At 64.9% G+C, this 8,191-nt stretch carries 8 protein-coding genes; 7 read left to right on the forward strand and 1 reads right to left on the reverse strand.

The features are described 5' to 3' along the window. The 5 genes from EOA28_RS16380 to EOA28_RS16400 form a co-directional block, all read left to right on the forward strand. Positions 1–1,128 (forward strand): SMP-30/gluconolactonase/LRE family protein (locus EOA28_RS16380; protein ID WP_148670734.1); only part of this gene is annotated, 1,128 nt, incomplete at its 5' end. After that, complete coding sequence (locus tag EOA28_RS16385; RefSeq protein ID WP_128315049.1) at positions 1,125–2,219, forward strand: SMP-30/gluconolactonase/LRE family protein; 1,095 nt, start codon at positions 1,125–1,127, stop codon at positions 2,217–2,219. The genes EOA28_RS16380 and EOA28_RS16385, both read left to right, overlap by 4 nt. Positions 2,220–2,222: 3 nt before the next feature. Further along, a complete protein-coding gene (locus EOA28_RS16390) occupies positions 2,223–3,719 on the forward strand; it encodes a sugar ABC transporter ATP-binding protein (protein ID WP_128315050.1) in 1,497 nt (498 codons plus the stop codon). 103 nt (positions 3,720–3,822) lie between these two features. Continuing rightward, positions 3,823–4,719, forward strand: coding sequence for a LysR family transcriptional regulator (locus tag EOA28_RS16395; protein WP_128315051.1), 897 nt, complete (start codon positions 3,823–3,825; stop codon positions 4,717–4,719). 167 nt (positions 4,720–4,886) lie between these two features. Further along, positions 4,887–5,174: a GIY-YIG nuclease family protein gene (locus tag EOA28_RS16400; RefSeq protein WP_126081846.1), complete on the forward strand. Its 288-nt coding sequence runs from the start codon at positions 4,887–4,889 to the stop codon at positions 5,172–5,174. A gap of 144 nt (positions 5,175–5,318) precedes the next feature. On the opposite strand, the gene EOA28_RS16405 is transcribed toward EOA28_RS16400, so the two are convergent. After that, the gene (locus EOA28_RS16405; RefSeq protein WP_128315052.1) at positions 5,319–6,815 is read right to left on the reverse strand and encodes an aldehyde dehydrogenase family protein; all 1,497 of its coding nucleotides are present in this window, start codon (positions 6,813–6,815) and stop codon (positions 5,319–5,321) included. Between the two features lie 142 nt (positions 6,816–6,957). Between EOA28_RS16405 and EOA28_RS16410 the strand changes: the two genes are divergently transcribed. Further along, positions 6,958–7,701: a glucose 1-dehydrogenase gene (locus tag EOA28_RS16410; RefSeq protein ID WP_128315053.1), complete on the forward strand. Its 744-nt coding sequence runs from the start codon at positions 6,958–6,960 to the stop codon at positions 7,699–7,701. Positions 7,702–7,728: 27 nt separating this feature from the next. Next, positions 7,729–8,191: isocitrate/isopropylmalate family dehydrogenase (locus tag EOA28_RS16415; RefSeq protein ID WP_245501533.1), on the forward strand; the 463-nt coding region annotated here is incomplete at its 3' end.

Genomic DNA, 8,191 nt, shown 5'->3' on the forward strand with positions numbered 1-8,191 from the left:
GTTGTGCGGGGGGTAAAAAACCGCCACAAGATCCTGCGCAGCGTCTATATCTCGCCAACCTTCGCCAAGATGCCGCAGGCGATCTCGACCGAGCCCGGCGTGCCGATGGCGGTGAACGACAGGCTGAAAGATGTCGGCGTCATCGGCCTCGGCTTCCTCGACGGCGCCGAGGATGTGATCTTCGACCGGCAGGACCGCCTCTACACCGGCAGCCGCCAGGGCGACATATTGCGCTTCCAGCCGCCGCACTACACGGAGAGCGAAGTCTTCGCCCATATCGGCGGCTCGCCGCTCGGCATGGCCTTCGACCGCGACGACAATCTGGTCATCTGCGTCGCCGGCATGGGCCTCTACCAGGTCTCGCCGGCGGGCGAGGTGAAGCTGCTCACCGCCGAGACCAATCGCTCGCTGACATCGGTGGTCGACGACTCGACCATGAAGCTCGCCGACGACTGCGACATTCTCCCAGACGGCCGCATCGTGTTTTCCGAAGCCACGGTGCGCTTCGAGATGCACGACTGGTACGCGGACGCGCTGGAGAGCCGCGGCAACGGGCGCATCATCGTCCACGACCCCAAATCCGGTTCGACCCGCACGCTGCTGTCGAACCTCGTCTTCCCCAATGGCATCTGCACCGCCTTCGACGGCCAGTCGGTGCTGTTCGCGGAAAGCTGGGCCTGCCGCATCAGCCGCTACTATTTCGACGGACCGAAGAAGGGCAAGGTGGAGCGGGTTATCGAGGGACTGCCCGGCTATCCCGACAACATCAACCGCGCCTCCGACGGCACCTATTGGCTGGCGCTGATGGGCATGCGCACGCCGGCGCTCGACCTGTCGCTGGAAATGCCGGGCTTCCGCCGCCGCATGGCGCGGCGCGTGTCGGAGGATGCCTGGTTGATGCCCAACCTCAACACCGGCTGCGTGCTGCGCTTCGACGAGAAGGGCCAGATCCTGGAAAGCCTGTGGGACCAGGCCGGCGAGAAGCATCCGATGATTACTTCGATGCGCGAGCACAAAGGCATCCTCTATCTCTGCGGCATCTTCAACAACCGCATGGGAACGCTGCCGCTGAAGGGCGCCGACCCCAGCTGGTTCAGCTCGGATTCCTACTGGGGCAAAAAGCCATGAGCGCCGTGAGCCGGCTTTTCGATCGCTTCCTTGGCCGTGGCGACTGGGCGGTGACCGTTCCGACGCTCGACGGGCCGCTGCTGCCCAACCAGGACCTTGAGGAGGCGGAGCTCTTCGCAGGCCTCGCTGAGGCCGACAATCTGGTGCGGACCGAAAAGGGCATGCTGGCGAGCAGCGCGAACCGGCTGATGCGGTTCGATGCCGACGGCAAGGCCGAGGTCCTGCAGGAATTTCCGGGCGAGATCACCGCGCTCGCCCATGCACGCGGCATGACCGCCCTGGCCACCGACGGCAAGGGCGTCGTCATCCGCGGCGGCCTGCATGACGGGCGGCAGGCGACGGGCGACGAGGCCCGCAGGCTGTCCTGCGTCACCGCGCTGACTTTCCTCGACAGCAACACCTTGCTGGTCGCCAATGGCTCGGCCACGCTGCCGGCGAGCGCCTGGCGCCGCGACCTGATGCAGAAGAACGCTTCAGGCTCGGTCTGGCGCCTCGACCTGAAAAGCGGCCGGCTGGAGCTGATCCGCGACGGCCTCGCTTGGCCGGCCGGCATCGCCACGACCGGATCAAACCGCGTCTACGTCAGCGAGGCCTGGCGCCATCGCGTGCTGGCGATCGATCTCGCCGGCAAGGCGACGGCGCCGGTGCTGGAACACCTGCCGGCCTATCCGGCGCGCATCGCGCCCGCCTTCAACGCCGGCTACTGGTTGACCGTCTATTCCGTGCGCAACCAGCTGGTGGAGTTCATCCTGCGCGAGGAGACTTTTCGCAAGCGCATGCTGGTTGAGATACCGGAAGCCTACTGGATGGCGCCGTCGCTCAGCTCGTGGCGCGACTACCGCGAGCCGATGCAGGGCAGCCAGCTCAAGCAGATGAACGTGCTGAAGCCCTACGCGGTCACCAGGTCCTACGGGCTGGTGGTCCATTGCGACCAGAACATGAAGCCCCTGTCGAGCTTCCATTCGCGGGCCGACGGCACGGTGCACGGCACGATCAGCGCCTGCGAGGTCGACGACGATCTGCTCGTCGCCTCGCGCGGCGGGTCGAGGATCGTGCGCGTGGCCAAGGCCGCCAGCGGCAAGCGGGGTTAAGCGATGTCGGATAACATCATCGAGCTCAGGGACGCGACCAAGGCGTTCTCGCGCATCCCCGCCTTCAAGAACGTCATTTTCGACCTGCGCAAGGGTGAGATCCACGCGCTGCTCGGCGAAAACGGCGCCGGCAAATCGACGCTGACCAAGGTCATGGCCGGCGTGTTCAAGCTGACCGAGGGCAAGCTCTTCTTCGACGGCAAGGAGGCGTCTTTCGCAACGCCCGCCGAAGCGCTGCGCGCCGGCATCGCCATGGTGTTCCAGGAGACCAATCTGGTGCCGGCCATGACGGTTGCGCAAAACCTCTATCTCGGCGAGGAGAAGATGTTCAACCGGCTGCGCGGCCTCTACATCCAGGCGCGCCAGTTCCTCGCCGGCATGGGCTTCCAGGTGGACCCGACCGCGCAGGTGAGCACGCTGGGCGCGGCGCACAAGCAGATGGTGGAGATAGCACGCGCCGTCCACCACAAGGCCCGGGTCATCATCTTCGACGAGCCGACCGCGACGCTGACGCCGGAAGAGAAGCGCCATTTCTTCAACCTGCTGCAGCGGCTGGTGAAGGAAGGCATCGCCATCATCTTCATTACCCACGCGCTGGAAGAGGCGCTCGCCGTCGCCAACCGCATCACCGTGATGCGCGACGGCGAGATCGTGGCTTCGGGCGAGGCCAAGGGTTTCACCCGCGCCTCGATCGTGCAGGCCATGGTCGGCCGGACGCTCACCGAAACGCTGCATGGCGAGGTCAAGCGCACCGCGCGCCCCTATGGCGACAAGGTGCTTTCGGTCGAGAACCTCTCCTGCGCCGGCCTGGTGCGCAACTCGTCCTTCTCCGTGTTTTCGGGGCAGGTCACCGGCATGTTCGGACTGGTCGGCGCCGGCCGCACCGAGATGGCCAAGGTCGTTGCCGGGCTGTTGAAGCGCAACATCTTCCATGGCGGCGAAATCCGCCTGCTCGGCAAGTCGGTGCGCTATCGCGTGCCGCGGCCGGCGGTGCGCGACGGCATCGTCTATGTGACGGAGGACCGCAAGTTCGACGGTTTCTTCGAGACGATGACGGCCGGCGAGAACCTGCAGATCGGCGAGCTGACCGACAAATCCAACCCGGTGTCGATCGTTTCCCTGGCGCGCGCCAGGGAGCTCGCCAAGCAATGGGGCGAGCGGCTCAGGCTGAAGCAGATCAGCGAGCGCGCCAGGATGATCGAGCTTTCGGGCGGCAACCAGCAAAAGGTCGTGATCGCCAAATCGCTGATACAGCAGCCCAAGCTGGTGATCTTCGACGAGCCGACGCGCGGTGTCGATGTCGGCGCGATCGTCGAGATCCACCAGCTCATCAGCGATCTTGCCGATCAGGGCATGGCCGTCGTCGTCATCTCGTCGTATCTGCCGGAAATCCTAGCGGTCTCCGACCGCATCCTGGTCGTGAAGCGCGGCCGCGTGGTCGAGGAGATGATGCTGTCGGACGCAACCGAAGAACGCGTGATGTTCGCCGCCGTTCATTGAACTGGAACAGATTTGCTGGCTAAGGCCTGGGACGGCCCTATTGCCTTGCAATCGCTTCCGCGTCTGAATAGGTCAGGAGGCCAGATCACCTGCCCGAGCGGACATGTCCAGCATCAACCTCAAACTTCTGCAGACGTTCCTGCTCGCCGCCGAAAACGGCAGCTTCCGGCGCGCGGCCGAAGAGAGCAACCGTTCCCCTTCGGCCGTTTCCATGCAGATACGCGACCTCGAGGAGCAGATCGGCATCTCGCTCTTCATCCGCACGGCGCAGCGCGCCAGCCTGACGCCGGAAGGCCAGGTTCTGTTCGAGGAGATCGCCAATGCGATGTCGCAGGTGCAGACCAGCCTCGACCGGCTGACCGAGATCGCCGCGCGGCGCAAGGGCAAGGTGCAGATCGCCTGCGCGCCGACGCTGGCGGCGAGCCGGCTGGGCGACATATTGGCGACATTCAAATTGCGCTATCCGCGCTCGATCGTCGAGGTCATCGAAACCCCGCCGCAGGCCGCGCTTGCGCTGTTGCAGCAACAGGAGGTCGAGTTCTATCTCGGCCCGGAAGTGCCGAACCTCAACGACTTCCAGTTCGAGTCGATCCTGGACGATCCGCTGATGGCCTGCATCCCGGTGGAGACCTATGGCGGCGAGAAGAAGCTCAATCTGTCCGACCTCAAGCGCTTCCCGCTGATCCTGCTCAACCGCAAGACGGCGGTGCGCGGCCTGCTCGACCGGCTGACGGCGGCGGAAGGGATCGAGCTCAAGCCGCAATACGAAGTGGAAAGCGCGCAGACGGCGGTGGCGCTGGTGTCATCGGGACTGGGCGTCTGCGTGGTGCCGGGCATCGCCATCTCGCGCAATGACGAGCGCATGCGGGTGGTGTCGATCGACCATCGCGACGCCCATCGCTCCGTCGGCATCATCACCGCGCGCGGCTACGTGCACCATTCCTTTTCCGAACAGCTGATGAACCTGATCCGCACCAATCTGCGCGAGCTGGCTCACTGAGTACGGCGTTTTAGAGAATAGTGCAGAAAGCCACTCCGTTCGTCATCCTAGGCGCAGCAAGGAGCGAAGCGACGCGCGAAGACCCTAGGATCCATGCCGGAATCTCGACCGTAGAGTGCCACGGTGCAGGATGGTCGTTGACAGCAGCACCGATTAGGATCCTCCACATGACCGGATACGTCTACATGACCGCGAGCCAGAAAGGCGGCACGATCTACATCGGTGTCACCAATGACCTCGCTCGCCGAATTCCAGAGCACAAAACTGGCCAAGGTTCACGCTTCACCAGCCGCTACAACGTACAGCGTTTGGTCTGGTACGAGGAGTTTTTCGATATCGCCGACGCCATTCAGCGCGAGAAATCGCTGAAACGCTGGCAAAGGCAATGGAAGGTCGAACTGATCGAGAAGACCAATCCGACTTGGTCCGAGCTATTTCTCGGGATCGGCTGGTGACTATTCCTCACCCCAGCAGCGCTCGCAAGGTCAGGCATGGATCCTAGGGTCTGCGCGCGTCGCTTCGCTCCTTGCTTCGCCCTAGGATGACGAAGGCATGGGCATTTGCGTACCCGCCTTTCGCAGGCCGGCCTCACCTGAATATCAATCTGTCTGAATCCAGACCGCCTTCGTCTCCAGATATTCGTGCAGATGCTCGACGCCGCCTTCGCGGCCGTAGCCGGACATCTTCATGCCACCGAACGGCACGGCCGGATCGATGGCGTGGTACATGTTGACCCAGACCGAGCCGGCCTTGACGCGGCGGGCCAGCTTATGCGCGGTGCCGAGATTGGTGGTGAAGATGCCGGCCGCCAGGCCGTAAGGCGTCGCGTTGGCGCGCGCAACGGCCTCGTCCAGCGTGTCGAAGGGCATGGCCGAAATGACCGGACCGAAGATCTCTTCCCGCGCGATCGTCATCTTGTCGGACACCGCGCCGAAGACCGTCGGCGCGATGAAGTTGCCGCCGTCATAGAGCTCGCCCGTCAGCCGCGAGCCGCCGGCGACCAGCCTGGCCCCTTCGTCGCTGCCGGCCTTGATGTAGCCTTCGACCTTGCCGGCCTGCCTGGCGTTGATCAGCGGTCCGATTTCGGTCTCCGCCTCGATGCCGTGGCCGATGCGCAGCTTGCCGGCGAACTCGGCGACCCGGCGCACGAACTCGTCATGGATCTCGCGCGCCACGAACAGGCGCGAGCCGGCAATGCAGATCTGGCCCGAATGCACGAACACCGCCATAGCCGCGACCGGCACGGCTTTGTCGATGTCCGCGTCGCGGCAGACGATGATCGGCGACTTGCCGCCGAGCTCCAGCGAGACGCGCTTGAGGTTAGCGACGCCGGCGCGGGCAATCGCCTGGCCGGTCAGCGTCGAGCCGGTGAAGACGATTTTGTTGACGTCCGGATGCTCTGCGAGCCGAGCGCCGGCCTCGGCGCCCGTTCCGGTGACGACGTTGACGACGCCGTCGGGCACGCCGGCTTCCTGCATCAGCTTAGCGATCAGGAGCGGCGTCAGCGACGCATCCTCGGACGGCTTCAGCACGATGGTGCAGCCGGTGGCGAGAGCCGGCGCGATCTTCCAGACCGAGGCGGCGGTCGGGGCATTCCAGGGAATGATCGCGCCGACGACGCCGACCGGCTCGCGCCGGGTGAAGGTGACGATCTCGCCGGGGATCGAATTGTCGATCGCCTCGCCATGCAGCGCGGTCGCCATGCCGCCATAGAAGCGCAGCATACCGATGACCCGGCGGCGGTTGGCTAGCGTGCGGGTGATCGGCAGCCCCATGTCGAGCGTGTCCGAGACGCTGAGCTCTTCCCAATGTTTTTCGAAGAGGTCGGCGATCCTGAGCAACACGCATTGCCGCTCGTAGGGCGAGAATTTCGACCAGGGGCCTTCGAAGGCCACGCGCGCGGCGGCCACCGCCGCGTCGATGTCGGCGGCTCCGCCGCGCGGCACCGTCGCCAGCACCTCGCCGGTCGCCGGGTTTAGCGCCTGCATCACCTCGCCGGACTGCGCCGCGACCCACTTGCCGCCGATGAACATCGGCCGGAATTCGCCATGGTAGAGCGTGGTGGCCTTCGCCCTCGGGTCGAAGTTCAGCGTCATCGTCTCCTCCTCACGAATTCCGAGGCGACTATTACTCCCGCTTCGGGCGACCTCAAACAAGGAAAGCTAAAAGGGCGTTCAGATAATCGGACTGTGCAACGCGCGCGTCTTCCCCGATGGTGCCGGCAACGGAGGAACAGATATGAGACTTGCTGGCAAGGTCGCCATCGTCACCGGTGGCGGGTCGGGGTTTGGCGAAGGCATCGTCAAAAAATTCGTCGAGGAAGGCGCGTCTGTCGTGCTGATGGATCGCGACGAAGCCGCGGCTTCGCGCGTTGCTGGCGAAGCCGGCGACAAGGTGCGGCCAATCACGGGCGACGTCTCGACGCTGGAGAGTTTTACGGCGGCCGCCGACCTGGCGCTCTCGGCCTTCGGCGGGCTCGACATACTCGTCAATAACGCCGGCGTGGCGCAGCCGCCATTGCCGCTTGAGACGATGGCCGAAGGCCTGTTCGACCGCATCGCCAACGTCAACATGCGCTCGATCTACAACGGCGCCCGCGCCGTGGTGCCGCATTTCAAATCAATCAAGTCCGGCGCCATCCTCAACGTCGCTTCGACCGGCGGCGTCTCGCCGCGTCCGAACCTCACCTGGTACAACGCTTCCAAGGGCTGGGCGATCGCCGCTACCCGCGCCATGGCGGTGGAACTCGCGCCGTTCGGTATCCGCGTCAACGCGATCAACCCGGTCGCCGGCGATACGCCGCTTCTGTCCACCTTCATCGGCTCCGGCGAGGAAAACCGCGCCCGCGTCGTCGCCACCATCCCGAGCGGCCGGCTGTCGACGCCACAGGACATGGGCAACGCCGCGGCGTTCCTGTGCTCCGACGAAGCCAGCATGATCACCGGCGTCGACCTGAATGTCGACGGCGGCAAATGCATCTGAATATTTGCGGTTCCTGAGGGATTGGCGATGAAGGATGTCTACCAGATCGCGGTCGTGCATGGCGACGGCATCGGCCCCGAGGTGTGCGCCGCGGCCGTCGAGGTGGTGAATGCGGCACTCGGGCCGGACTGCCCCTTGCGTTTCACCGAATATCCGGCTGGCGCGGAGCATTTCCTGAAGACGGGGCAGAGCTTTCCCCAGCCAACCTTCGCGGCGTGCCGGGCGGCTGACGCGATCCTGCACGGCGCCGGCGGCCTGCCCGGCGTGGTCTATCCGGACGGCACGGAAGCCGGCCTCGACTTCACGCTGAGACTTCGTTTCGAGCTCGATCTCTACGCCAATATCCGCCCGATCAGGCTCTTCGAAGGGGTGACGAGCCCGCTCGCCGGGGTGAAGGCCGGCGACATCGACTACGTCATCCTGCGCGAGAACAGCGAAGGGCTTTACGCCGCGCGCGGGGCAGGGGCGTTGCTGAGCGGCCAAGTGGCGG

Origin of the sequence: Mesorhizobium sp. M2A.F.Ca.ET.067.02.1.1 (assembly GCF_004023285.1) — a bacterium.
GTDB lineage: Bacteria > Pseudomonadota > Alphaproteobacteria > Rhizobiales > Rhizobiaceae > Mesorhizobium.